Here is a 22,989-nt window from a genome sequence, read left to right as displayed (position 1 = left end):
AATCTCCTCCTTGTCTCACTTGGAATCAGGACCGTTCCGGTCCGTCTGCCCTTATCGTACCGGATCGCTTTTTCTCCGTCGATAGGAAAGGTTTGTGGGAACCTCAACCATTCCAATTTAGGATATGTATGTAAAATCAGGATCCCATTTGATTCGCAAAAGGGTGTCGGAATCCGTCCTTCCACATGTCTCTGATGACCGAATAGAGACCGTGTTTCTCCAACGTCCGGATCCACCAGGAAGCCCGTTCCTTTTCTTTTTTCACGATAGGGCCTATGATCCTCCACCGCCTCGCAAAAAAGCTGTGAAGGTTTGATAGGTTTCGGCAGAACCGCCGGACATAAAAGAGGATGCCGTCCTTTGTCGGGAGAAACGGAGCCCGGTTCGTCCCCTCGGTCAATCCCAACTGCTCTTTCACGACTTGCCATATGGCGGACAACGTATACTGAAAATACGGGAGGAGAAAGGAAGGCAGCACACTCACCGTCTTCAAGCATTCCCGACAGCGATACCGGACAATCCAAATGCGATCATCACCATGTGGGGTCAATGCGTTTCGCTCATAGTAACCGTGGCGGTGCAACGGGCGCTTGGCCCGGCAATGCGGACACTGTGTCAGAAGAGGGAAGTCGTTTTCTTTTCCACGCTCTGCATACGTTTGGACGTCAATGCCAAAGTCATGAAATTGAATCACGTCCTCCTTCCCCTCCTMTGAACCGATGGATTTTCTCTTCCGAAATAATTCACAAAAAATTTAGCACATTCTTTCAGAAAAGGGGAGAGGGCTTTCTGAARGAATGTGCAAAAAAATGGCTCTTTTGTTCCGAAATAAAGTGATAATTTACAGTYRWRAYGTAACWAYYCRGCCTSGWACATAGAMAARMTTTWCGWKAKYMKKWTWSTWMRWACSKTGGGAMCWTGCAKASKAGAGGTGTWYCATSAWMGAYATKRKWGTGCTGACAGSAAWGGYRAAKKTTRCKWTCWSGCTTGACCMMGRMGTCTGGATYTTCGACGACCGGAAAGTAGACATGGATGCGTATTTTTCGGAGCCGGCTCCACAGCCGACGGAAGCGGAGCAAGAGGACGAGGAAATCAAAAAGCTGTCGGCATTTTGGGACCGAGAAATTCAAGAGGGCGCCGTTTTTCCGCCGACGTTGAAAACGGAGCGGCGCTTTTTGAAGGAGAAAATCATCACCGGCTCGTTCGGCATGCCGTTTGCCCCATTTTTGCGAAACGCTGAGCCGCATGAAGACGCGTCTGAACTTGTCATTGAGACGGAACATGGAGAAACAGTGATCCCTCTGGAAAAGGCGTACGACCTGATTTTCGCTTTTTCCAAAAACGGAAAACCGTTGCGCGACGACGGTCCGGTGCACATTTATTTTGGCGACGGTTCCAACCGCGAGGCGCCGATTACTCATGTGCGTCGGCTCGTCGTCCGATGACCGGGGCTGACCCAAAAGTCCGCCAAAAAGCGGACTTTTGGAGTCAGCCCTCTTTGGTTTTTGTATATTTTACCAAACGGAAGAAAATTCCGACTCTGTTCACCCCCCTGATTTACGCCACCAAGGACAATTGCTTGTCCCTAGCGGCTTTTTTGAGAAGATTGTGGGCAGCACAAATCAGCCCCCATTCGATGGAAACTTTTTGGAGGCCTCGCAGGACAAAGCGACGAAACCCGCGATTTTGTTTGATTTGCCCAAACACACTCTCAATGTCGGTTTTGCGTTGGCGGTATCGGGCTTGCCCTTCTTCACTCTCCAGCCGTTCGCGGGCTTTCTGTTTTTGTTCATGGGTGTAAGCGTAAAGGAGAATTTTGGTCATCATTTTCGGATGATAGGCGGAGGTGCCCCCTCCTTTGTAGTAAGGGAGAAACGTCTCCATGGGGATGCGTTCAACCATCTCATGAACCACGTGGGCCATGTTATCCCGCGGAATGAGATCGGCGATGTTGCTTGGCAAAGAGAGGTTGTCCATGGTATACTCTTTAAAGGAAATATGATCATGTTTCATAAAAGAATCGCCCTTCTTTCGGTGGTAGTGGTTTCGGTGACTCTATTCTACCAGAAAAAAGGGCGATTCTTCTATATTTGGGGCAAAAAAGTGGGGGCTGATCCCAAAACGCATTCGCGTTTTGGGTCAGCCCCTTTTTGTTGCAGCATGATGGATCATGCAGTCGACAAGGCCGGTTTCCCTTAGCCGACCTCGTTAGGCGACGGCTGCTGCTTCATATACTGTAATACATCGAGGTCGATTTTTCCTTTCTCCACTTGGCGCTCCTCAAAATTTTCTGTATGTATATACACGGTCAGCGCCTCATGAAGCGCCTCGCGATCCGCCGAGCGCTCTTTCGACAAATAGCCGAGACGGACCAACTGCGCGGCCACCTCTTCTTGGACGGCGCCTTCCACCGCCGTCACCTTTTCAGGACGAGGCTTCTCAAAATACAACTGGCGCAACTGATACAAGCGAATGAGCTCATCGATCGGCCGCGGGTGATCATCGACACGCAAGTCGATATAACGGTCGTTGTAGCCGCCATATCCCCCTCCTTCTTTCACGACAAGCAAAGCGGCCGACTGTTGCCCGCGGCGGTCGCCCCCCGCTGCCTGACCAGCTTGAAGCGCCTTTAGCAATCGCTCGGCGAGCGGACCTTTTGTCTGCTCAAACGTCCTTCCCATTGCCAGCACCGTTTCCTCCCCGGCTAAAATATTGCCTTGCGCTGCATAGTTCGGTCCGGTAATGCCGCCCGCCCACGGGTAACATTTTTTTCCGGTGAACGTTGCTGCCCGTCCTTTCGCATCCACGATGCCGACCTGGCGCAAATCGCGCTCGCTGTCATCGGCAACGAGCAACTCAAGCGTTTCTTGCGCCGTTTTCCCTTGTTCCATCCATTCGAGGCCGCGTGGGCCGTATGACGTGTTGGCATATGACTGCGTCGCCACGGCGCCGACGCCCGCTTTCGCCCACGGCACGACCGCGCCGACGCCTAAAAATTTCGATTGAACAGCGATTCCAAGCTCCTCGGTCGCCGGATCGAACGCGACGATCGAAAACGTCGCGACAACATCTTTCGGAATGCGTTTCATTTTCTTACCCTCCACGCTACTTCCATTTTTTTATTCTCCTTATATTTCTCCTCTTCCCTCCCATCTTCCTCCCTCTTTCAAAAAATAGCGGGGGAAACAGCCGTTGCCCGGCCGTCTCCCCCCGCATGCCCATCATCCGCCTAGCACCATGTTGCCCCGACGATAATGAGCAAAATAAACAAGACGACGATCAGCACGAAACCGTAGCCGCCATAACCCGGGTAGCCGAAGCCATAGCCACCCCAGCCATACAAGCCATATGGCATATTCGTCACCTCCTTGTTAGCAAGTAAGAGGCATCAGTACACCCAACCACCGACACATGCGCATCCGACAATAATCAACAAGATGAACAGAACGACGATCAACGCGAATCCGCCGCCGTAAGCTGCACCCATTTGCCAGCACCTCCTTCGTTTTTGTACTAGTAGACTATTCAGAAGCCGAGGAAATGGTTAGATGTTTCAGCAAAAATGGGTATTTGCCGCAGAAATGGAAAAAAAGCGGCCCGTTCTCGGACCGCTTTTATGCTTTAAGCGAGCTTCGCTTCCATTTTTTCCGCCCTGACGCCTGCTTGATTTGAACAGCAGAAAACAAAATAAGCGCCGCCCAGATGCAGCTAAACGCATAAAAATGCGCTTTCGTAAACGGCTCGCCAAACAAAAAGACGCCAAGGAGAAGGCTGATCGTCGGCGAAATGTATTGCAAAAAACCAAGTGTTGTCATCGACACACGCTTCGCCCCTTTGGCGAAATACAAAAGCGGCACGGCCGTCGCCGGCCCGGCTCCAGCCAACAGCGCCCATTGCCACCATTCGGCCGTCTTGACGAGGGCTGGCGTTTCGTTGTACACCCATAATAAGTAAACGGCTGAAAGCGGCATGACGGCCATTGTTTCAAGCGTCAAGCCAATGGACGAGTCAACGCTGGCCAGTTTTTTCACTAAGCCGTAAAACCCGAACGTCAATGCGAGCGATATGGCGACCCACGGAAACGCGCCATATTCCGCCGTCATCGCCGCCACGCCGGCGGCGGCCAGAAGAACAGCGGTCCACTGCCCTACGCTCAGCCGCTCGCGCAGTACGATCGTCCCAAGCGCCACACTGACAAGCGGGTTGATATAATAGCCGAGGCTCGTTTCAACAACATGATGATGATTCACCGCCCATATGTAGACAAACCAGTTGGCGCTGATGAGCACGGCAGCAGCGGCGATCCCCCATGCCTTAGCCGGCCGACGGCGCATCGCCCGAAGCTCCCGGCGGAAGGCGTCAGGCTGCCCAGTCGCTGCCAAAAGGATGGCCATAAACACGAACGACCAAACGATGCGGTGCGCCAAAATCTCAAGCGCCGGGCGCGCCTCAAGCAGTTTCCAATAGAGTGGCAGCACTCCCCACAACAAGTATGAGGCGGCGGTGTACAAAACCCCTTGCTTTTCTTCACTGAAATGCCCCATATGATGTTCTCCTTTTCCCTAATCGCTTCCGTTCCATTATACCGCCGCCGCCTCATTTTATCTATAAAAAAACACGACCGCGTCATCCGGCGTGTTTTTGTGAACAAAACGAGGGGAAACCGACGCAAAACGGGATGCGCCCGCCCCCTTTCACCGTCTTGCCTAGCCGCACTGTTTGACCCGTCTTCCCCTTCTTTTCCGTCCGGCTTCCTACCAGGCGACACATACACAACCGACAATAATCAACAAAATGAACAAAACAATGACGAGCGCATAACCGCTGCTGACCAAACTGCTCATGGCGGACACCTCCTTGATCCCGTTGACGGGACCATCATATGCGTCCGCCCGCCCAAACGACCGGGCCAACGCCCATTTTTGCAAGCTGGCGCCTATTTTTCTTTCGTCCCCGTCTCCCCCCACCAACCTTTGCGCTTAAAATACAGGGCAATGAGGACGGCGACGGTCGCCATCAGCAGCAGGGCGAACGGATACCCGTACCGCCATTTCAGCTCGGGCATAAACGAAAAATTCATGCCGTAGACACCGGCAATAAACGTCATCGGCAAAAATATGACGCTCACCAATGTCAATGTTTTCATAATGACGTTCATATGATCGGATTTGAGCGACAGTTGCAAATCGAAAATGGCGGACAATGATTCCTTAAATGCGTCGAGCGCCGCCGGCACGCGGGCGAAACGGGAGGCCACCTCATCGATGTATGGATTCGTTTCCGCGTTGATGTACGGCAGCTCGGCATGGCGGATCGTTTTGATCGCCTCTTCCTGCGCTTCGGCCACTTGCCGCAGCTCATGAAGATGGGTTTTCATCCGGTAAATTTCACGCCCGATTTCATTGGCGAACGGCGTCGCAAACACTTGCCGCTCAAGCGCCTGAATGCGGTCGGCGATTTGGTCGATCACCTGCAAAAAGCGAGTGACGGCTAAGTCCAGGAAATGGTAAAGAACATATCCAGGGTACAGCGCCTGATCGCGATGATCCAACAGCCGTTCTTTCACATGGCCGATAAACGGGTCATCTTCATCCATATAACTGATGATATGCCGCTCGGCGGCAAGCAGGCGAATGTTCGCCGTTCGGCCGGACGGACGGATGATAAACAACGATGCAAAAAGGAATCCTTCGTACTCATCGACCAGTGGAATGTCTGTTCCACCTATAAGCCGTTTTCGGGCGAGCGGATGAATCGACAGCGAGGAGAGGAGCCGTTCCAAATCCGGCTTGGCGGCGGCGGTGAAATGAAACCAGCACGACTGGCCGCCCGCCGGCGCATGCCGTTCGTATATTCCGCCAAGCGGCAAGCGGGGGCTCGGATGGATGGCCATACACGAGTCTCCTTTCTAACTGATGCGTTTATTCGTATTGTTTGCCGTTTGCCGAAAAACTACTCCTCGCCGGCCGCCGAAAAAACGGCCGGAACATCGGCGCAGCAACGCCGCCCCGTGCCCGCCGAAAGCCGCTTTTGTCCGCCGAATGGAACGATGCCTTAACAAAGCAGGAGCGTCCATCGGACGGCAGCATTCGAAAAAAAGGAGGACCATCCCTCCCTCTTGATCGGCAGGCGGTTGGGGCGCGACGGCCGCGCCCCCGTTTGCTTGGCCTCCGCTCAGCGCACCGCTTCCGGCTCCACATGAACGTGCGTCGCCCGGATGTTATGCCGTTTTCTCATTAAACGCTCGACCTCGTCGGCAATTTCATGGCTTTTCACTACCGTCAACTGCGAATCGACGCGGATGGTTACTTCGAGCACAACGTCATTGCCGAGCATGCGCGCCTTAATGTCCGCGACATCGCGCACCCCGCTGACCGCAGCGATTTCTTGCCGGTAAATGGCGAGCTTTCTTTCATCAAACCCGTCGGTCAACGCATGGGCCGTTTCCATAAACACCTCCCACGCCGTCTTGCAAATGAGCGCACCAATGACGAGCGCCGCCAACGGGTCAAGCCATGCCCACTCAAGATGCGCGCCGACAATCCCAAGCGCGGCGCCAATGCTGACGAGTGCATCCGATAAGTTGTCTTTCGCTACGGCCGCCAGCGCCATGCTGTTCGTCCGCCGCGCCAGCCGCACATTGATGACATAGATGATGAACATCACTGCTGCTGAAGCAAGGGCGACCGCTGCCGCCAGCCAATCGGGGGCGGCCTCCCTCCCGCCGCCAAGAAGCGTGCGGGCACCGTCTGTAATCACATCAATACCGATGGACATCATGAAAAAGGCGGCCAACAGCGACGAAATGTTCTCCGCCCGCGAATGTCCGTACGGATGATTGCGGTCGCGCGGTTTTTTGGCAATTTTCATGCCGATATAGACAGCGACGGAAGCCATCACATCGCTCAAATTGTTCCATCCGTCCGCTTTCACTCCGTCCGATCCGGCTGCCGCCCCGGCCAAAAGCTTGCCGGCTGCCAGCAGAAGATAGATAAAGAGGCTTAACAACACCCCAGCCTCCGCCCGTTGTTTCCGTTCCACTCCATTCACCAACCTAGCGTTCTCGTTCTTGCACGTATCAGTGTACCAGCTTGATAGCGGTTGGGTCTATAGCAACAAAATTGCTTTTTTTCATGAGTATAGGGACAAGCCAATTTTTTTGCTCAAAGACAAAAAACGGCTCTCTGGCATATGATAAACCAACTGAGTGAAAAAGGAGAATGCCATGATGACGTATTTGGACTGGTTGGCGGACATGGGGATTGACGGCGCCCACCCCGGCGGTTTTGAGTTGACAAAACAAATCTTACGTAAACTTAATATTGACCGCTCAACCGCCGTGCTTGACGTCGGCTGCGGCACAGGGCAGACAGCGGCGTATATCGCTAGACAGTACGGCGCGGACGTGACGGCCATCGATCTCCATCCCAAAATGATCGCCAAGGCGAAGCAGCGTTTCGGTGCCATGGCGGTTCCGGTTCGCCTGCACCAGGCTTCGGTCGAATCGCTGCCGTTTCCCGCCGGCACGTTTGATCTTGTCCTTTCCGAATCGGTGCTCGCCTTTGTTTCACTGCCTGCTGCCCTTGCTGAAATCTGCCGCGTGCTGAAGAAAGGGGGCACGTTCATCGGCATCGAAGCATGCCATAAGCGGCTCACCGCCGCCGAGCAGCAGCGGATCGCCGCGTTCTACGGCTTCAAGCGGCTGATGACGCCCGGCGAATGGAAAAAAACGCTTGAACAAAACGGATTCCGCTGCCGCCATTTCTTTTACAAAACGGCGGCGGAGGCGGCGGGCGAAGGGGCGCCGGCCGTCATCGTCTTCCCGACGACGCCGGAGATGGCAAGCATGTGGCAGAAGCATCAGCAGCTGACAGCGCAATTTGCCGACCGGCTCGGGTACTGCGTGTTTTGGTGTGAGACATAGGGGCTGCAACAAACGAACACGGGTGCTGACTCAAAAGCCCCTTTTTGATGAAATGGAACCGAAAGTATGTAAAAAAGAGACCACCTCTGAAACCCTTGGTTTTACCGGGTTTTTCGTGGTGGTCTGTTTTTCCATGCTGCCCTAGATAGAAGCATTGCCGCTCTTTTGGGCCAGCCCCGTCTTTACACTTTTTTTACCGCTTGAAAATATTCTTCCATTGTCATGCCGCGCTCTTTCATCACGGCGGCGGCCTTCCGCCCGACATAGCGAAGATGCCACGGCTCATACTTGTAGCCGGTCACCGCTTCCTTCCCTTTCGGATAGCGGATGATAAACCCGTATTCGTGCGCGTGGGCGGCGACCCACTGTCCTTCTTTTGTCGCACCGAACGCCTCGGTCAGCTGGCAGCCGATCGACCGGCTGCTAATGTCGACTGCAAGCCCCGTCTGGTGTTCGCTTTGTCCCGGGTGGGCGACGGCCTGGACGGCTTTTTTCTCCCCTTTTTGCCGCACCTCCTCCGCAAAAATCGCCTTCTGCCGCTCATACGACCGGTAAGCGGACACCGCGACAAGCTCGATGCCATCGCGGCGGGCGGCGGCAAACATTTCTTCGAGCGCGGCGGCCGCCTCGGCCCGCATACGCCGCTTTTCTGCATTCGGGTCGGCAAACGAAAACGGCACGCGCGGCACAACCAAATCGGCCGGCTTGTAACCGGACGGAAGCGACTGCTCTTTATTGACGAGCACCAAAATGTTGTCCGGATTCATAATGACCTTTTGGCCGTTTCGCACCTCGATGACGTTCCAATATTTCGCTTCAAGCTGCAAATCCGGGTCAACCGGCCGGTTGAGTTCCTCTCGTTCATGAACGCTGGGCGGCGCCGTATGTTCCGCCGGCTGCCCGGGCGAGCCGGCCGCGCCGCCGTCACCGCTTCCTCCCGTTTGGCAGCCAACGAGCAACAGGCACATAAGCGCCGCCGTTTGCCAACGCTGATTCATTCATCTTCCCCTTTTCTGTTTCCCGGGGCGCACCGAACAGCCGCCGCATCATCAGCTGCTGCGAACCGCCGCTTCGAGCGCCACCTCGATCATTTCGTTAAACGTCGTTTGCCGTTCTTCGGCTGTCGTCTCCTCGCCGGTTAAAATATGGTCGCTGACCGTCAGCACCGACAGCGCCCGGCAGCCGAATTTGGCCGCCAACGTATAGAGCGCCGCCGTTTCCATCTCGACGGCCAATACGCCGTAGCGCGCCCACGTTTCCCAGTTTGGTTCGTCGTTGTAAAACATGTCGGCGGTAAAGACGTTGCCGACTTTGAGCGCCAATCCTTTTTCCATTCCAACGTCGTATGCCGTCCGCAGCAAGTGGAAATCCGCCGTCGGCGCATAATCGCGGCCGCGGAAAATGAGACGGTTCATGTTGGAATCGGTGGATGCGCCGATCGCCAAAATGACGTCACGCACGCGCACATCCGGTTGAATGGCGCCGCATGTTCCGACGCGGATGAGCGTCTTTGCTCCATAGCTTTGGATCAATTCGTTGACATAAATCGAAATGGACGGCACTCCCATCCCCGTCCCTTGGACGGAGACGCGATGCCCTTTGTATGTCCCCGTAAATCCGAACATGCCGCGCACTTCATTGTAGCACACCGCCCCTTCCAAAAACGTCTCGGCAATGTATTTGGCGCGCAGCGGGTCGCCCGGCAGCAAAATGCGTTCGGCGATGTCCCCTTGTTTGGCTCCGATATGTACGCTCAAACTCGATTCCTCCTTATGACTTCGAACGGTTATGGTTCGGCCATGCCCTTGTTTATCATATCATATGTTTGCGGAAAATGGCAGTCTTGCCTCGAGTAGCTTGAGCGAAAGGCGGGCATACTATTCGTGCCCACACGGCGGGAAAGGAGGAAAGACGGTGAAAAAGAAACTTGAGCAGGCGGTGGAGTACGCCAACAAAACGAATCCATCCTCAAAAGCGAACAACCAGCCGTCAACGTCCAAAAAAGAAAAAACAAAATTTTAAGGGAGAGCTGCTCTCCCTTTTTAAGACGTTTTCGAACGATAATCGTCGCGATAGCGGCGCGCAAGATACCTTTCGTTGATATACAGCACCTTTTTGTCTTTGCTGCGCGTATATTTTTTCTCGCGCCCGCGCCGCCTGGCGAGCAGCCAGCAGGCGAACAAATAAAGCGGCAGCACAAGCTGCGTTGTTCCGGCAAATACATACCAAAATCCATCGATGTCGGCCAAATCACGCAAGTAGACGCCGATGCCGCTCAGCCGATAATAGGCAACCGCAACGATGGCCGCAATGATGACGATATTGGCCGCATGGAGAACAGGAACGTTTCTCCAGCGAAACAAAACGCGCTCCACCTGCTCTTTGAGCCAAAGCGACGCGGCGATCGAGACGACGCACAGCAACAGCGCCAGCGCCAATGCGGCCATATTCCGTCCCCCTCCCAGTTCCCTTCAGTCTCCGCTCCGCCCGCCCGGCGCCGCCTGCAAACATTTTCCGTCGATGAACCGCCCTTTTGCCGCATACACTAACGACAACGACAGTTCAAGGAGGGAAAACGATGGGCAAAAAGCATCGCAACCGCATCAACGGGCAGAAAAAGAACAACCATATTCCAAAAGAGGCGTTGATCGCCGAAGACGCAGCGCACGCCAAGGAATACTCGGCCGCCGGCGGCCGGAAAAACGGCCCGGGCCATCACGACAATCCCGAATCGTAACAAACCCGGAGAAACCCTTGTGCCGCACAAGGGTTTCTATTTCGATCAGGGCTCCGACGGCTCGACTTCGTCCCACGCCAGTGTGACGACTTTCGTATAGTCTCCGCGCTCAATTTCCTCTTCCGTCGCCTTTTCGTTCAACACTTCATCATCGTCAATTCCCGGCGCTACCGTCGGCGTGTCGCGCTGTTGTCTTTGCTCTTCCATCTGATCCGCCCCCTTTCCTTTCTTATCCGTTCCCTAAACGGCCGGGCTTTATTCGATGTTATTGCTATTATACCATCCCCAATCGGTTGAAGGCGACTGTATTTTTGAATATTCCGTCAACAGACAAGCTGGCGTTTCACCCGTTTCCAGCCATCCGGGCAGAGGCGGTAGTACGTCTGTCCTTTCCGCCCTTCGTCGATCAAGACAATATCGCCGGTCCCCATAAACCGGGCTTGGCAGTTTTTCGGCATCAAATCAGCCACGTTAAACATTCGGTACAAAATCGACAGCGCCTCATGATGATCGGCGGCCGTCACGGTCAACCGGCATACTTGACGGTATCCTTTCGTTTCCCCAAAGCGCGGTGTTTGAAAAACGACCGCCTCATATGCACGTTTTGTCATCCACATCCGTTTCCCCCATAAACGAACCATTGTTTTCCTCTCCCTTCTCCCAATAAATCGGCCCTCCGCGCCCCATACTATGGTTGATGTCGAATTCGATCGCGAATCGTCTTCGGAGCCGAGACAAACGTGTATTATACTTATTTGGTGATTTGGCGTGTCGATTCCTTCAGCAAACGAGCACTCCTTTTGTCGAAACGATCGCGGTCTTCTGGCAAAAGTCCACAAATGATGCAAAGGAGAGACAGCCTGATGCCGACTCGCCCGTTCGCTTGGCTGCGCCATCCGCTTCAGTATGCCTACCGCTCCTTTTTGTACCGCCATCCGGTCCGCCTCGCCGATGACGGCCTGCTTCGCCGGATGGCCGCCCGCACAACTGTCCCGACTGACGGACCGCTCAGCGCGGAAGAAAAGGGCATTGTTGCCGCCATTCGCCGGAAAACAGCGGAACATAACCGCAACAACGTGACGCGCACCGCCGCCTACTTAGCGTTTTTTGAGCGCCATCGGGAAATTCATTGGGCGTTTTTAGCCCATCTCGTCTCGCGCAACGGCGGTTGGAACATGACTGATTTGCGCGGCGGCCTTCTTCCGTTTTTGCTGCCGGAACAAATCATTGCGCCGCTTTTTTTGTTTTTAGAGCGCGCCAATGCCCTCATTTTTCATGATGCCTATCCGCAGCTTCTGCTGTACGAAGAAAGCAAACGGAGGGAGACGCCGCTGTTTCATTTGTTGCCGGCGCTAGCGGTGTCTTCGTTTATGAAGCCGATGTGGGAACATTTTTGGGAAACGGGGAATGCCGCGCTTCTTACGGTTGCTCTGATCATCAACGAGCAGCAGTACATCCAGCTTCGCGTCATCGAACATCCGTTTTTCCGCACCCGCGTGCTGTCAAGCTGGCCGTTTATTGTCGAGCAATGGCTCGGGTTCAACGATGTGCTCATCCCATATGCCAAAGGCCGCCGCGTAGCGCTTGCCGGAACGACCGTGCGCGATTTCGCCGACGTCCACCACCGCATCCATATCGGCAAAACGCTGTACAGTCTGCTGCTGTTTGACGCCCGGCTGTTTCGCGGCGCCTGCCGCTTTGCCCGCTGCGTCCCCCACAGCGGCTCACGCGCCGACTTCTGGCCGCAATCGTTCGCTGAAACGCCTGATGGGCACCGCTTTTACAGCCCCCGCCTTGAGGAAGCTTGGCCGGATCTTGCGCACCCGTTCCACGATCATCGCGATTGGTTCACCGATGAGGCGATCATGCAGGCGCTTGAAACGCTCCCGCTTCCGGCCTCGGGCGACATGACCAGCCGCTACGAGCGGCATTTGGTCATGATGAAAACAGCCGCCATCGCGGCGGCCAAATCAACTTCATCATAAAACGACGAGGACTACTCCCCATCGATGTCAATCTCTTCATCGATGATGCATTTTTCAAGCAAATAGTCAAACGTAATATCCGCGAGCTCCTCAAGCTCCTCTTGCGTTGGCACAAAGCCGCGGCGGATGAGTTCTTGGTAAAAAAACTCAGCGATTTCTTCCGTATCGATAATCACTTCAATTTCCTTCACCGCATCTCGCCCCCTTTGTAATGTTGTATGTCGCCGCCTTCCGTTTTATGTCAAAAATCATGTTGTACTATTTTTTCAGTCTCCCCCATACATATGTACCAACAAAACAAAAAACACGGAGGCGGACAAAATGGACAAATTCACTGCGATCGATAAAATGATGGAAACAGTTGTCAATGGATTGGGCGCGATCGTCATTTTCGCCGGCATTCCTTATTTTCTTTTTATTCTTTATCAATTTCTATCCTGGTGATTGGCGATTGTCCGCAAACGTTTTACAACTGTTTCCATCATCCGTTGGTACTGTTCATCGCCGAACCATTCATATAACGCTTTATAATCGTTGTACATGTCAAGGAGCTCGTCGACCGACGGCCCTTTCTCTCCGCTGTCGGCCGGCGGCAATAGAAGCGACGCTTTCACCGGCGCGGCGATGACAATATCTTGCACGAGCGTGACGGACGTCTCCTCTCCGTCGGCAAGCGGAATGATGTCTTCCAAATGGACTTCAATCTCCCAGCCATCCGTCAGCCGTTTCAATTCGTAAATCGTCTCTTCCCATCCTTCCCCGTAGTAGCGGTAAATTTCTGTCCGCACCCCGACAATTTTGAACAAATGGCCGCCATAATCGCGGACGCGGACAATTTCGCCGAGGAAAAACGGCAACTCAATTTCAATCTCTTCCGCGATCCATAAATCACCCACAAACTCAGACAATAAAATGAGCGCTTGCTCGGCAAACAAGCTATGGCCATGGTTGATTTCGTATAAAAACACACCGTCAATCTGCTGAATATCGGTGATCGTTCCGACCGTTCCGTACAATGTATTGACGACGATGTCGCCGACGGAAAATTTCGGGCGTTTCGGCGCGCTCATTGGCATCTCCACCCTTTGGAACAAATAGTTAGTATAGTATATGCATGCAGAGAAGGGTGGACACCTGCAACCGCGCGGAAAAAAGCTATTTGAAAGCGCTCCCAATTTATGAAATGGGAACGCTCCCTTAGTTACGCTTCATGCAAAAATTGCTCCCATAGCTCATCAAACACAACCATACTTTCCAAATAGTCACCGTTAAGCTCCAAATAGCCGCTCAGTTCTTCATAGTCCGTCGACCCTTTTGGAAAGCTGTGGTCTTCATACGCTCCGTTCGCAAACCGGACGACCGGATCTTCCTGGTGTCCATGGCGGAAGCGCAGCAAGTAACGGTAGAATGACTTTGCCATGTCCCCCATCCTCTTCCTTTCCTTTTGTTGCTATTATAATGAGCTTTTGACTGTTTGTGAAGCCTTTTTTCGCAGCTTGTATTCCCATCGTACGCGTCGGGTTGGCTTTTCATGCCAAAAAAGCGCGTCAAACGGCGCAATAGGGGTTCAATCCGCTTTTCTCGTCAGAGCATAGGCAGGCCAAGTCCACCGTCTTATCATGCGCTCCGCTTCTCGCCAAGGCTTGCGATGCGCCATCGTGGCGTCCCATCTGAAACCGCATGGCGCCTCCCATGCCTCCCGCTTCGCTAGGTCTTGTCCTCGGTGAGCGCACATACAAAAAGCCGCCATCTTCCGGCGGCATCGTTCATGATACGACTCCGGCTTGCGGAGCCGGGGCAAATTCGATTTCAAACCCAAGATCCTCAAGCATTTGATAATCGGCTGACTTTTCTTGCCCGGCGGTCGTCAAATAGTCGCCGACAAAAATCGAGTTGGCGGCATACAGGCCAAGCGGCTGAAGTGAGCGCAAATTCACTTCTCGCCCGCCGGCGATGCGGATTTCTTTGGTTGGATTCATATAGCGAAAAAGGGCCAGCACCTTCAAACAGTAACGCGGGTTTAATTCGTTCGTGCCAGCCAGCGGCGTTCCGTCGATCGCATGCAAAAAGTTGACCGGAATGGAATCCGCGTCGAGCGCCCGCAGGCTGCGCGCCATCTCAACGACATCCCGCTTTGTTTCCTTCATGCCGACAATGACGCCGGAACACGGCGAAAGACCCGCTTCTTTCACCGTTTCCACCGTCCGCACCCGGTCGTCGTATGTATGGGACGTCGTAATGTTCGGGTGGTGCTGCTTCGATGTGTTGATGTTATGATTGTAGCGATCCACCCCCGCCTCTTTCAGCCGGGCCGCCTGCTCCGGCTTTAAAATCCCCAGGCAGGCGCACACTTTCAGCCCGAACCGCTCTTTAATTTCCTTGACCGCGGACACAACGGTGTCGATCTCCTTATCGCTCGGCCCGCGGCCGCTGGCGACGATGCAGTACGTCCCAATGCGCAAACGGTGTGCTTCTTCCGCGCCGCGCAACAACGTCTCTTTGTCGACCATTTTATACGTTTTCACCGGCGCCGTCGATACGGCGGACTGCGAACAGTAGCCGCAGTTTTCCGGACAGAGGCCGGATTTGGCGTTGATGATCATGTTCAGCTTCACTTTGTTTCCATAATAGGCGGAGCGAATCCGGTACGCCCCTTGCAGCAAAAGGAGCAACTCCTCATCCGGACAATCCAATATCGCCAATGCTTCCTCATCGGTCAGCTCGTGGCCTCCCAACACTTGCTCGGCCAACACCAGCCAGTTTGCCATCTCTCCTCTCCCCTTTCCATATCATTACATTTATCGTAACGGACCAGCCGCATATTTGTCAACTATATTTTCATTTCAGTTTACTTTTTAATCCGTCCCCAGGCAGACAGCAAAAAAACAGGCCCCCGTTTGAAGGGGCCTGCCCTCGGTTCCTCACCTAATGCGTCAATTTCTCGACGATGTCGCGGGCGATCCAGACGCCGCAGGCGCTCGCCTGCGCAAGGCCGCGCGTAATGCCGGCGCCGTCGCCGCCGACATACAGCCCGGCGATTTCGGTTTCAAAGCGGTCGTTCAGTTTCGGACGCGCCGAATAAAACTTCGCTTCCACCCCATAAAAGAGCGTATGCTCAGAGGCAAGCCCCGGAGTGACGTGGTTGAGCGCCTCCGTCATTTCGATCAAGCTTTTCATCGTGTTGTACGGCAAAACGAGGCCTAAATCGCCCGGCACCGCTTCTTTTAGCGTCGGTTCGATGAACCCTTCTTTGATCCGCTTTTCCGTCGATCGCCGTCCTTTTAAAATGTCGCCATATTTTTGCACGATGATGCCGCCGTTGGACAAGGCGTTCGCCAGCCGGGAAATTTCATGGGCGTATTCGTTCGGCTTGTCAAACGGATCGGAAAACTTATGTGAAACAAGAAGGGCAAAGTTCGTGTTGTTGCTGCCAAGTTTCGGGTCTTTGTAGGCGTGTCCGTTGGCGAGCATAATGCCGGAATGGTTTTCGACGACAACATGCCCGGACGGATTGCTGCAAAACGTCCGCACTTGCGTCCCGACCGACGTGTTGAAAATGAATTTCCCTTCATACAGATGTTCGTTAATTTCTTGCATGACGATGTTCGATGTTTCCACGCGCACTCCGATGTCAACCTGATTGTTGATCATCCGCAAGCGGCGTTTGCGCAGCACTTTGCTCAGCCAAACCGAGCCGTCGCGCCCCGGGGCGATGACGACTTTTTCCGCCGTCAGCGTTTCGCCGTTTTTCAGCACAACGCCTTTCACTCGATGGCCGCTCTCCGTCCGCTCGGTCACGATATCATCCACTTCCGTTGTAAAGCGCATCGCAATCCGCGCGCGCAAATATTCAAAAATGCTTTTCAAAATTTCCAAGTTTTGCTCTGTGCCCAAATGGCGGACGTACGCGCGCAATAGCTTCAGCCCGGCCGCATAGGCGCGCCGTTCGATCTCTTTCACCTTGTCCGTCATCGGGTCGGTGATCGATGTCGTCGCTCCGTGCTTCAAGTTGATCTCATCGACATAGCGGATGAGCTCAAGCACGGTCGAAGCCGGCAAATAGTCGGTCATCCAGCCGCCGAATTCGCTCGTGATGTTGAATTTGCCGTCCGAATACGCCCCCGCTCCGCCGAATCCATTCGTGATCGAACAGGCCGGCACGCAGCCGGCATAGTCTTTTTTGCCAGCCTGCGGCGGACACTTTTCAATTTTTTTTTGCAAAATCGGACAATTGCGTTTATATATATCGTGCCCTTTATCGATCAAGAGCACGTTCGCTCCAGGGAGTTTGAGCGTCAGTTCGTAGCAAGTGAAAATGCCGGCCGGCCCGGCGCCGACCACGATCACATCGTAATGATTGTTCATGATCCATCCCTCATTTCTCATGTTCCATTCGAAAGTATACGGAACATTTGGCGGTTCGTCAAGGAAAAAACGAACTTTCTTACCGAATATAACGAAAAACGTTCGATATAATAGAGAGTTGTATAAAGCCAAAAAAATTGGTATGGTGGTAGAGAATGAATAGCGGGGAGGGAAAGGGATGCGCTTTTTCGTGAAACATTTTCTGAACGGCATGCTGACGATCGTGCCGATTTTACTCGCCGTCTATGTGTGCTACAAAGTGTTCGCCGTTTTGGATGGGCTGCTTGGCCAATACGTCCGTCCGTATTTGGATGGCCGCTACATTCCCGGCCTAGGCCTATTGGCGACCGTCGCGCTGATTACCGTCTGCGGCTGGCTGTCGACGCAATACGTGAGCGGCCGCCTCATTCGGCTCATCGACCGGTTGCTTGAAAGCATTCCCTTGATGAAAACTGTTTATTCCGTCGCCAAAGATACGATCGCTTCCTTCGTCGGGGAAAAACGATCGTTTTCGCAAGTCGTGCTCGTCACGATACCGGAGAGTGGCTGGAAATGCCTCGGCTTCATGACGATGGATGATGTCGGCGCTTGGCACGATCCTCTCGCCAACTACGTCGCCGTCTATATCCCGCAGACGTTTCAAGTCGCCGGGCTCACCCTGCTCGTCCCGAAAGAGCGAGTGGAAGTCGTCGACATCTCGCCGGAAGAGGCGATGAAGTTCATCCTCTCCGGCGGCGTGGCCGTCCGAAAGCTAAAACGGCTGCCCGAGTGACAACGGGCAGCCGTTCGCATGGCCATCCAAAACACGCCTGGCCGTCAAAAGTATCGCTTTTTCCAAAAGATGTACGCCGTCGCCGCTGACAGTGAACCGGCGAGCGCCATCGCGATCAAAAAGGCGTACGGAGAGTGTTGGTACGGAATCGGTACGTTCATGCCGTAGAAACTCGCCACCATCGTCGGCAGCGAAATGACGATCGTAATGGCCGTCAAAAACTTCATCACAATGTTTAAGTTGTTTGAGATGACCGAAGCGAACGCGTCCATCATGCCGCTTAAAATGCTGCTGTATACTTCGGCCATTTCAATCGCCTGCTTGTTTTCAATAATGACGTCCTGCAGCAAATCTTGGTCATCTTCGTACATGCGCAAATAGTTGAGACGCATGAGCCGCTCCATGACGATGTTGTTCGCCTTCAGCGACGTCATGAAATACACTAAGCTTTTTTCCATGCTGAGAAGCGAAAACAGCTCCTTGTTTTTCATCGATTGGTGCAATTCTTTTTCGATTTCGCTCGTCCGCCGATTGATTTGCTTCAAGTAGCGCAAATAATACGTTGAAATCATGTACAGCATTTGCAAGGCGAACCTTGTTTTCATAAACGTGTAAAAGTTTTTGATTTTGTTTTTAGAGAATTCTTCGAAAATCGGATTCTCCTGCAAACAAACCGTAATAAAACACGTGTTCGTGATAATCATACCGATCGGAATCGTCTCGTAAATCGGGCCGTCCACTTCATCATGGGCGACAATCGGAATGTCGACGATAATGAGCACATGGTTGTCTTCCTTTTCGACGCGCGACCGCTCCTCGTCATCCAACGCGTCTTTGATCGAATCGATCGGAATGTCCAAATGGTGGGCGATGTAGCGAATTTCTTCCTCTGTCGGAGCGACGAGGTTGATCCAGCAGCCGTTTTCGATCCGATCAATTTCGCGCATTTTGCCGCTGGCATCCGACAAATACATTTTCATCATTTGGCATCCTTCCTCCTTTTTACGCGAGGAAGGCGGCGCCTCTTCCTTTCCGTCCGGAGCTCGTTTTCGTATGATGAGCAGCGGGCGGGAGAAGGAACAGGCCGCGTTCCCCGCTGTATTCCGGCTCCGGTTCGTTCGGGCTTGAACTACTCATATACGAAAACGCCACTCCTTTCAAAAAAGATGTCCCTCAAGTAATGATAGCGCGGACCGGCCCGTTTGTATAGTAGTTGCCATAAAAAAAGCAGCCTACTGGCTACTTTATTCAGTAAAACGGTGCAATGTTCAAACGTCGCCCGTCTCGGCTGCTTTATTCACTCGATGGTGTCGTGTTGAAAAAGTCAGGCGCCTGTTTGCCCGTTTGCCGGCTGTCCGAGCGGCGCGGATGCTTTTCATTGCTTTTCCCCATCAGTCCGTCGGATTCGTAGCTGAGCGGAAACGTCCGCTTTTTGCCCACCGCCCTCACCCCCTTCGCTTTTACTGTTTGCCGCCAGCCAGCGTTTTACTCCAACCGATGAAAACAAGGACGCCGCCACTTTATGGAAAGCGCTTCATCCTAAAATTGTCAGCTAATGTTCACACAATCGTTTTACCGGCTCTTCTCGATTCGCTTATAATAAACAAGTGAGGAGGGGAAGCCATGAATATCACTATCACAAAAAAAGCGTTTGATTGGTACAAGCGGGAGCTCGGGCTGAAACCGGGCGATGCGATCCGCTTTTTTGCCCGCTACGGCGGGTGCAGCGCCGTGCAAAAAGGGTTTTCGCTTGGCATGGCCAAAGACGAACCGGCGGACAAGCCGGCGGCACAGACGACGGTTGATGGCGTCACCTTTTTTATTGAAGAGGGCGACCAATGGTATTTCGATGGACGCGATTTGACTGTGGATTTGGACGAAAAAAGCGATGAGCCGGTTTTTCTCGTCCATTGATGTCCTGCGGCGATTGAAAAAGCTAGCCTTGGCGCTCACTTTTTCGAATGATGGCGATCGTGCAACGGGAGATGCAGACGAGCTCCCCTTGTTCGTCCGTAATGCGCACATCCCACACCATCGTCGTCCGGCCGCGGTGCAACACCGTCCCTGTCGCCGTCACCGTCCCGCTCCGGACAGCGCGGACGTGATTGGCGTTTATTTCCAATCCAACAACGTTTTCCGTGTTGGGGTCCACAAGCGCGTACGCGCCGATGCTGGCGACCGTCTCCGCCAAGGCGACCGAGGCGCCGCCATGCAGCAGCCCAGCCGGCTGGTGCGTGCGATGGTCAACCGGCATCGTCGCGACGACGCGGCCTTCGCCAATCTCGACAATTTCGATGCCGAGCGTATCGATCAACGTATGTTTCGCCATTTCCTTCACAACGGCCAAATCGATCATCATTCCTTCTTCCCCCGTTTCGTGAATCGTTCCAGTTCAAAAAGCCGTCCTTCCTGCTGCAAAACGCGCGTTTGCGTCTCGCCGAGCAAATCGAAATGCGGAAACTCACCGCGCCGGTCGATCCACTCTTCCTTCAGCCCGTACTGCCGCCCCCAAGCGGCGAGTTTTTCGACATCGGCGCAGCCGACTTTCGTCACCGTCGTGCAATGCGGAAACCGTTCGTCGTACCAATAGTGGGTCAAAAAGGCGATTTCACCGCGCTTCACTTTCTCTTTCCACGCCGCGAGCTCATGTCGGCGGATGCCAAACGCCATCGCACCGCTCCCCTTTACCGCTTCGCCCGCTCATATGCTTCATGCCAGTCAGGAAAATATTTGCGGATCACGATCGGCCGAAACGTATCGCGCTTGACGCAAACGTGCTGCGACTTTCCGGTCACCGCCACCTCGCCGTCCGGGGCGAGAATCTCGTAGCCGTATGTCACGCGAATGCCGTCATAGGCGTCAATCCACGTGCGGACAGTCGCGGTTTCCCCATAACGAAGCGGCTTTTTGTACGACACTTGCAAATCGACAACAGGCGAAATGATGCCTTCTTTCTCCATGTCAGCATAATGAAAGCCAAGCTGTTTGATCAATTCCGTGCGCCCGACTTCCATCCAAACTAAATAGTTCGCGTGGTAGACGACGCCCATTTGGTCTGTTTCCGCATAACGCACTTCAATTTGTTTTTCTGCCACTTTCACGTTCGTTCTCCCTCCATTTTTTGCCGGGCCTCCTCTTCTATGTTACCATTCGCCCGTCGGCTCGCTCAAGCGGTAGACAAAAAAACGAAGCCGCCCCCGCATGAGGGCTGCTTCGTCTACTGGTAGCCGTGTTCCCGTGCAGCTGCTTCGTCTTTAATTTCCGCGCGCATTGCAGCGATCGCTTCTTCGCGGCGGCGGTTTTTCGCACGAATCTTCTCCTGTTCCTCCGGTGACGCAAACTGCATCGTTTCTTCGGCTTTTTCTATGTTCTCAATGGTGTTTTGTACCATTTCTTGCAGCTTTTCCACATTGTCGCTGCGGTCATCCGGTTTCGGACGCGGCATGAATGCTTCCTCCTTTGCGCGAGTTTCCGGCTATTCGCCCTTCGTTTGGATCACTTGGGCGTGCTGGCCGGACTGGTCTTGCATTTGTTTGCCCTTGTTTCCTCCTGCGGCTCGAGGCTGTGTGCCGATATGGTTCGGCACGAAATGTTTGCGGCTTCCTTTCGGATTGCTCATTGTCTTCGCCTCCTCGCCATCTAGTCTGTCCGCCCGGAGGACCGCTATGCATGGGTTATTCTGCTTTCTTGAGCATCCGCTCTTCCAGCTTTTTCTCAATTTTTTCGAGCGCTTCCCGATCGTTCAACAATTGCCGTTTGTTCTCGCTGATCAGTTCTTGGAGAGTCATTTTGCGGGATCGTCTCATCGCTTCAACCTCCCCTCACTTTTATTGTAATCTTATTCATGCCCAAAAAAGATAAAAATTATGACAACTTTTTGAAAAATAACGAACCACGAAGAAAGCGCCTTTCGCTGCAGCCATCTGCTCAACGAAAAAGCGCTGTTTCCTGCTCGAGCCGTTTCGCCGTCACCGGGCCGACAATTTTTCGCCGAATGACGCCGTTTGGATCGATAATATACGTCGTTGGAATCGTTTGGATTCGATATTGACGAAGCGCTTCGCCGCGCACATCGAGGCCGACTGGAAACACGAGCCCGTTCGCTTTCGCAAACCGCTCAGCGTTGTCCAACGTATCTTGCGTCGTCAAATGGACGGCAAGGAGCGCAACTTCGCGGCCATGCCGCTCGTAAAACTTGGCAAGCTCCGGCATTTCCTTTTTGCACGGCGGGCACCATGACGTCCAAAAGTTGAGGACGACCGCTTTGCCGCGCCAATCGGACAGCTTGATCGATCGGCCGCCAAGCGCCGGCAAGGTCAGGTCAGGGGCCGTCTGGCCCACTTCCGGACCGACTCCGTTTGCTTCATTCGGTTTGTCAGCCGCCATCGCATTCCAAAGGCCATAACCGGCTACAGCCAAGAACAAAAGAACGACTAGCCATTTCCGCACGTTATCCCCTCCCTGCCGGCGTCTCCCGCCGCTCTGTCCATAATTATAGCACATACGTTTGCCATTTACCAACCATCGTGCTTAAAACGAAAAAACGAGGGGCACGCCCTCATCATTATCGGATGTTTTTATGATCGTTTTTCATTTTCTCCGCTTCGACTTCTGCGTACGAAGCGAATTCGCTCCTCCATTCGTTAAAGCCGTTTTTCTTCTTCGCGTTGTTGTTTCGTTGGGCATTGGCATTGCCAAGTTTTGTCCGGCCCATGCGTCTCCTCCTCTGCTTCCGTCGGTTCACCTATAGTATCCGCCGGCGGCCAAAAAACTATGCATACAGCGCTTCAACCGGCGACCGAAACAATGGAAGAAAAGCGAAACAAACACTAGGAGGCTGGTGAAAAACGCCCATTTCCCCTAAATCGATGATTCTTGAGTGGAGGGAAGAGCAACATTTATATATAAGGCTCCTCCGTTTGAGAAGCGACATGATTGAACCGCATTTCCTGTCAAATCACCAGCATTCTAGAAGGCCGGTGAAAAAGTACACTCTAAGGCAGGGATTTAGGGGGCTTATGTCGAAAAAGGAAGAAAAATCGTTGGAATGGAGCGTGAATGGATCATGAAAGCCCCCAAAAACCCTTCGACTCAGCCTCGGCTGTTTCAAGTCATCGACATGGAGGACCTGATTCCCCCACATCATATCCTGCGCCAAATCAACGAAGCGGTTGACTTTTCCGTCATTCACGATTGGGTGGCTCCC

The 22,989-nt window shown here is 53.5% G+C and carries 35 protein-coding genes and 3 pseudogenes; 8 read left to right on the top strand and 30 right to left on the bottom strand.

Features of this window, described 5'->3' with window-relative positions:
* Positions 1 to 136: 136 nt before the first annotated feature.
* Complete coding sequence (locus B1A75_RS20355; protein ID WP_079936454.1) at positions 137 to 694, bottom strand: DUF6431 domain-containing protein; 558 nt, start codon at positions 692 to 694, stop codon at positions 137 to 139.
* Between the two features lie 334 nt (positions 695 to 1,028).
* Between B1A75_RS20355 and B1A75_RS15315 the strand changes: the two genes are divergently transcribed.
* A complete protein-coding gene (locus B1A75_RS15315; protein ID WP_254866645.1) occupies positions 1,029 to 1,445 on the top strand; it encodes a molybdopterin-binding protein in 417 nt (138 codons plus the stop codon).
* Positions 1,446 to 1,557: 112 nt separating this feature from the next.
* Here the strand turns inward: B1A75_RS15315 and B1A75_RS20350 are convergent.
* From B1A75_RS20350 to B1A75_RS15265, 9 genes and pseudogenes are all read right to left on the bottom strand, one after another.
* Positions 1,558 to 1,773: pseudogene (locus tag B1A75_RS20350) on the bottom strand (transposase); the annotation flags it as partial.
* A 72-nt stretch (positions 1,774 to 1,845) separates the two neighbouring features.
* Positions 1,846 to 1,902: pseudogene (locus tag B1A75_RS20815) on the bottom strand (hypothetical protein); the annotation flags it as partial.
* Positions 1,903 to 2,195: 293 nt separating this feature from the next.
* Positions 2,196 to 3,089 carry a DUF1028 domain-containing protein gene (locus tag B1A75_RS15300; RefSeq protein ID WP_079936452.1) on the bottom strand — a complete coding sequence of 298 codons (894 nt, stop codon included), beginning with the start codon at positions 3,087 to 3,089 and terminating at the stop codon, positions 2,196 to 2,198.
* A 140-nt stretch (positions 3,090 to 3,229) separates the two neighbouring features.
* Entirely contained in the window at positions 3,230 to 3,355 is a 126-nt protein-coding gene (locus B1A75_RS15295) for a YjcZ family sporulation protein (protein ID WP_079936451.1), read from the bottom strand.
* 33 nt (positions 3,356 to 3,388) lie between these two features.
* The gene (locus B1A75_RS15290) at positions 3,389 to 3,487 is read right to left on the bottom strand and encodes a YjcZ family sporulation protein (RefSeq protein ID WP_013145429.1); all 99 of its coding nucleotides are present in this window, start codon (positions 3,485 to 3,487) and stop codon (positions 3,389 to 3,391) included.
* A 127-nt stretch (positions 3,488 to 3,614) separates the two neighbouring features.
* On the bottom strand, positions 3,615 to 4,544 hold the full coding sequence (rarD, locus tag B1A75_RS15285; RefSeq protein WP_079936450.1) for an EamA family transporter RarD: 930 nt from the start codon (positions 4,542 to 4,544) through the stop codon (positions 3,615 to 3,617).
* A 210-nt stretch (positions 4,545 to 4,754) separates the two neighbouring features.
* The gene (locus B1A75_RS15280; protein WP_080706518.1) at positions 4,755 to 4,844 is read right to left on the bottom strand and encodes a YjcZ family sporulation protein; all 90 of its coding nucleotides are present in this window, start codon (positions 4,842 to 4,844) and stop codon (positions 4,755 to 4,757) included.
* A 92-nt stretch (positions 4,845 to 4,936) separates the two neighbouring features.
* Positions 4,937 to 5,893, bottom strand: coding sequence for a magnesium transporter CorA family protein (locus B1A75_RS15275; RefSeq protein WP_079936449.1), 957 nt, complete (start codon positions 5,891 to 5,893; stop codon positions 4,937 to 4,939).
* A gap of 281 nt (positions 5,894 to 6,174) precedes the next feature.
* A complete protein-coding gene (locus B1A75_RS15265) occupies positions 6,175 to 7,053 on the bottom strand; it encodes a cation diffusion facilitator family transporter (protein ID WP_063329997.1) in 879 nt (292 codons plus the stop codon).
* 172 nt (positions 7,054 to 7,225) lie between these two features.
* Between B1A75_RS15265 and B1A75_RS15260 the strand changes: the two genes are divergently transcribed.
* On the top strand, positions 7,226 to 7,924 hold the full coding sequence (locus B1A75_RS15260; protein WP_044743985.1) for a class I SAM-dependent methyltransferase: 699 nt from the start codon (positions 7,226 to 7,228) through the stop codon (positions 7,922 to 7,924).
* 182 nt (positions 7,925 to 8,106) lie between these two features.
* On the opposite strand, the gene B1A75_RS15255 is transcribed toward B1A75_RS15260, so the two are convergent.
* The 3 genes from B1A75_RS15255 to B1A75_RS15245 form a co-directional block, all read right to left on the bottom strand.
* Positions 8,107 to 8,922: a M15 family metallopeptidase gene (locus tag B1A75_RS15255; protein ID WP_033009202.1), complete on the bottom strand. Its 816-nt coding sequence runs from the start codon at positions 8,920 to 8,922 to the stop codon at positions 8,107 to 8,109.
* Positions 8,923 to 8,973: 51 nt separating this feature from the next.
* On the bottom strand, positions 8,974 to 9,681 hold the full coding sequence (deoD, locus tag B1A75_RS15250) for a purine-nucleoside phosphorylase (RefSeq protein ID WP_063329437.1): 708 nt from the start codon (positions 9,679 to 9,681) through the stop codon (positions 8,974 to 8,976).
* A gap of 285 nt (positions 9,682 to 9,966) precedes the next feature.
* Positions 9,967 to 10,371: a hypothetical protein gene (locus tag B1A75_RS15245; RefSeq protein WP_033009204.1), complete on the bottom strand. Its 405-nt coding sequence runs from the start codon at positions 10,369 to 10,371 to the stop codon at positions 9,967 to 9,969.
* 131 nt (positions 10,372 to 10,502) lie between these two features.
* On the opposite strand from B1A75_RS15245, the gene B1A75_RS20000 reads away from it, so the two are divergent.
* Positions 10,503 to 10,661, top strand: a complete 159-nt coding sequence (locus B1A75_RS20000) for a hypothetical protein (protein ID WP_017437412.1) — start codon at positions 10,503 to 10,505, stop codon at positions 10,659 to 10,661.
* A 45-nt stretch (positions 10,662 to 10,706) separates the two neighbouring features.
* Here B1A75_RS20000 and B1A75_RS19995 read toward each other — a convergent pair whose 3' ends face one another.
* Together B1A75_RS19995 and B1A75_RS15240 are read right to left on the bottom strand one after the other, a co-directional pair.
* Complete coding sequence (locus B1A75_RS19995; RefSeq protein ID WP_176202427.1) at positions 10,707 to 10,868, bottom strand: hypothetical protein; 162 nt, start codon at positions 10,866 to 10,868, stop codon at positions 10,707 to 10,709.
* Between the two features lie 116 nt (positions 10,869 to 10,984).
* Positions 10,985 to 11,302: a hypothetical protein gene (locus tag B1A75_RS15240; protein ID WP_033009206.1), complete on the bottom strand. Its 318-nt coding sequence runs from the start codon at positions 11,300 to 11,302 to the stop codon at positions 10,985 to 10,987.
* Positions 11,303 to 11,524: 222 nt separating this feature from the next.
* Between B1A75_RS15240 and B1A75_RS15235 the strand changes: the two genes are divergently transcribed.
* The gene (locus tag B1A75_RS15235; protein ID WP_011231070.1) at positions 11,525 to 12,646 is read left to right on the top strand and encodes a DUF2515 domain-containing protein; all 1,122 of its coding nucleotides are present in this window, start codon (positions 11,525 to 11,527) and stop codon (positions 12,644 to 12,646) included.
* A gap of 11 nt (positions 12,647 to 12,657) precedes the next feature.
* On the opposite strand, the gene B1A75_RS15230 is transcribed toward B1A75_RS15235, so the two are convergent.
* Positions 12,658 to 12,837 (bottom strand): YozD family protein, encoded by a 180-nt coding sequence (locus B1A75_RS15230; RefSeq protein WP_011231069.1) that lies wholly within the window; start codon positions 12,835 to 12,837, stop codon positions 12,658 to 12,660.
* Between the two features lie 130 nt (positions 12,838 to 12,967).
* Between B1A75_RS15230 and B1A75_RS20570 the strand changes: the two genes are divergently transcribed.
* Entirely contained in the window at positions 12,968 to 13,090 is a 123-nt protein-coding gene (locus B1A75_RS20570; protein WP_013145441.1) for a hypothetical protein, read from the top strand.
* Here B1A75_RS20570 and B1A75_RS15225 read toward each other — a convergent pair.
* From B1A75_RS15225 to B1A75_RS15210, 4 genes are all read right to left on the bottom strand, one after another.
* A complete protein-coding gene (locus B1A75_RS15225) occupies positions 13,072 to 13,716 on the bottom strand; it encodes a hypothetical protein (RefSeq protein WP_011231068.1) in 645 nt (214 codons plus the stop codon). The two genes, B1A75_RS20570 and B1A75_RS15225, sit on opposite strands and share 19 nt — an antisense overlap.
* Before the next feature lie 131 nt (positions 13,717 to 13,847).
* Positions 13,848 to 14,066, bottom strand: a complete 219-nt coding sequence (locus tag B1A75_RS15220) for a YozE family protein (RefSeq protein ID WP_011231067.1) — start codon at positions 14,064 to 14,066, stop codon at positions 13,848 to 13,850.
* 346 nt (positions 14,067 to 14,412) lie between these two features.
* On the bottom strand, positions 14,413 to 15,414 hold the full coding sequence (bioB, locus tag B1A75_RS15215; protein WP_079936448.1) for a biotin synthase BioB: 1,002 nt from the start codon (positions 15,412 to 15,414) through the stop codon (positions 14,413 to 14,415).
* Positions 15,415 to 15,571: 157 nt separating this feature from the next.
* A complete protein-coding gene (locus B1A75_RS15210) occupies positions 15,572 to 17,011 on the bottom strand; it encodes an NAD(P)/FAD-dependent oxidoreductase (protein WP_079936447.1) in 1,440 nt (479 codons plus the stop codon).
* Positions 17,012 to 17,189: 178 nt separating this feature from the next.
* Between B1A75_RS15210 and B1A75_RS15205 the strand changes: the two genes are divergently transcribed.
* A complete protein-coding gene (locus tag B1A75_RS15205; protein ID WP_074043223.1) occupies positions 17,190 to 17,783 on the top strand; it encodes a DUF502 domain-containing protein in 594 nt (197 codons plus the stop codon).
* A 44-nt stretch (positions 17,784 to 17,827) separates the two neighbouring features.
* Here the strand turns inward: B1A75_RS15205 and B1A75_RS15200 are convergent, their stop codons facing one another.
* Both B1A75_RS15200 and B1A75_RS19990 read right to left on the bottom strand, forming a co-directional pair.
* Entirely contained in the window at positions 17,828 to 18,766 is a 939-nt protein-coding gene (locus B1A75_RS15200) for a magnesium transporter CorA family protein (protein WP_033025277.1), read from the bottom strand.
* Between the two features lie 310 nt (positions 18,767 to 19,076).
* On the bottom strand, positions 19,077 to 19,223 hold the full coding sequence (locus tag B1A75_RS19990) for a hypothetical protein (RefSeq protein WP_013145445.1): 147 nt from the start codon (positions 19,221 to 19,223) through the stop codon (positions 19,077 to 19,079).
* Positions 19,224 to 19,406: 183 nt separating this feature from the next.
* Here B1A75_RS19990 and B1A75_RS15195 point away from each other — a divergent pair, with 183 nt between their 5' ends.
* Complete coding sequence (locus tag B1A75_RS15195) at positions 19,407 to 19,697, top strand: HesB/YadR/YfhF family protein (protein ID WP_033025275.1); 291 nt, start codon at positions 19,407 to 19,409, stop codon at positions 19,695 to 19,697.
* A gap of 22 nt (positions 19,698 to 19,719) precedes the next feature.
* On the opposite strand, the gene B1A75_RS15190 is transcribed toward B1A75_RS15195, so the two are convergent.
* The 8 genes from B1A75_RS15190 to B1A75_RS19985 form a co-directional block, all read right to left on the bottom strand.
* On the bottom strand, positions 19,720 to 20,139 hold the full coding sequence (locus tag B1A75_RS15190) for a hotdog fold thioesterase (RefSeq protein WP_033025322.1): 420 nt from the start codon (positions 20,137 to 20,139) through the stop codon (positions 19,720 to 19,722).
* Positions 20,139 to 20,453: a hypothetical protein gene (locus tag B1A75_RS15185; RefSeq protein ID WP_033025274.1), complete on the bottom strand. Its 315-nt coding sequence runs from the start codon at positions 20,451 to 20,453 to the stop codon at positions 20,139 to 20,141. The genes B1A75_RS15190 and B1A75_RS15185 overlap by 1 nt, the downstream gene beginning before the upstream one ends.
* Positions 20,454 to 20,467: 14 nt before the next feature.
* The gene (locus B1A75_RS15180) at positions 20,468 to 20,884 is read right to left on the bottom strand and encodes an acyl-CoA thioesterase (RefSeq protein WP_013145448.1); all 417 of its coding nucleotides are present in this window, start codon (positions 20,882 to 20,884) and stop codon (positions 20,468 to 20,470) included.
* 116 nt (positions 20,885 to 21,000) lie between these two features.
* Positions 21,001 to 21,228, bottom strand: coding sequence for a small acid-soluble spore protein Tlp (gene tlp, locus B1A75_RS15175; RefSeq protein ID WP_013145449.1), 228 nt, complete (start codon positions 21,226 to 21,228; stop codon positions 21,001 to 21,003).
* Positions 21,229 to 21,258: 30 nt separating this feature from the next.
* Positions 21,259 to 21,402 carry an acid-soluble spore protein N gene (locus tag B1A75_RS15170; protein ID WP_011231056.1) on the bottom strand — a complete coding sequence of 48 codons (144 nt, stop codon included), beginning with the start codon at positions 21,400 to 21,402 and terminating at the stop codon, positions 21,259 to 21,261.
* A 55-nt stretch (positions 21,403 to 21,457) separates the two neighbouring features.
* Positions 21,458 to 21,589 carry an FbpB family small basic protein gene (locus B1A75_RS15165; protein WP_011231055.1) on the bottom strand — a complete coding sequence of 44 codons (132 nt, stop codon included), beginning with the start codon at positions 21,587 to 21,589 and terminating at the stop codon, positions 21,458 to 21,460.
* Positions 21,590 to 21,710: 121 nt separating this feature from the next.
* A complete protein-coding gene (locus tag B1A75_RS15160; RefSeq protein WP_074043222.1) occupies positions 21,711 to 22,232 on the bottom strand; it encodes a TlpA family protein disulfide reductase in 522 nt (173 codons plus the stop codon).
* Positions 22,233 to 22,347: 115 nt separating this feature from the next.
* Positions 22,348 to 22,497 carry a hypothetical protein gene (locus tag B1A75_RS19985; protein ID WP_167367371.1) on the bottom strand — a complete coding sequence of 50 codons (150 nt, stop codon included), beginning with the start codon at positions 22,495 to 22,497 and terminating at the stop codon, positions 22,348 to 22,350.
* Between the two features lie 333 nt (positions 22,498 to 22,830).
* On the opposite strand from B1A75_RS19985, the pseudogene B1A75_RS19485 reads away from it, so the two are divergent.
* A pseudogene (locus B1A75_RS19485) lies at positions 22,831 to 22,989 on the top strand (IS5/IS1182 family transposase); the annotation flags it as partial.

It is taken from the genome of Geobacillus sp. LEMMY01 (assembly GCF_002042905.1).
GTDB lineage: Bacteria > Bacillota > Bacilli > Bacillales > Anoxybacillaceae > Geobacillus > Geobacillus proteiniphilus.
This window is presented reverse-complemented; position numbering and strand designations above follow the sequence as displayed.